The sequence below is a fragment of the Streptomyces hilarionis genome, from assembly GCF_024539675.1.
GTDB classification, from domain to species: domain Bacteria; phylum Actinomycetota; class Actinomycetes; order Streptomycetales; family Streptomycetaceae; genus Streptomyces; species Streptomyces hilarionis.
Map to the genome: position 1 here is coordinate 1 of NZ_JAHHIT010000514.1, position 377 is coordinate 377.

Below are 377 nucleotides of genomic sequence, written 5' to 3' on the forward strand. Positions count from 1 at the left end.
GTGTAATGAAATTGAGCCGAACGCCCAGAGCAATCTGCCTTCCTGGATCAGGGCAACTGTTTCTGCCGAAAACGTAGAAAAAGTGGTGAGCCCTCCACAGAAACCCGTGATGATCAGCAGGCGCCACTCAGGGCTCAGAGTCGGGGATGCGGCCAAAAACGCGATTGCTAAGCCGATGATGTAGCCCCCGATCATGTTTGCAATCACAGTGCCTGGGGGAATCGTGGGGAACAATGCGTTTAGCTTCATACCCAATAGCCAGCGCAACCAGGCACCGAGTGACGCGCCAACGGCGATAACCAAAAGTGATTTCAGCATGGTGGGCTCACCTCGTCAGACCTAGGCCAAATAGGTAACAGGTAAGCACAAAAAAAGAG

At 53.1% G+C, this 377-nt stretch carries 1 protein-coding gene; it reads right to left on the reverse strand.

The genetic code is table 11. The annotated features are described in order from the left end of the window. Positions 1 to 318, reverse strand: a 318-nt coding sequence (crcB, locus tag KMS84_RS44090) for a fluoride efflux transporter CrcB (RefSeq protein ID WP_256921433.1), incomplete at its 3' end; no start/stop codon positions are given. Positions 319 to 377: the final 59 nt, after the last annotated feature.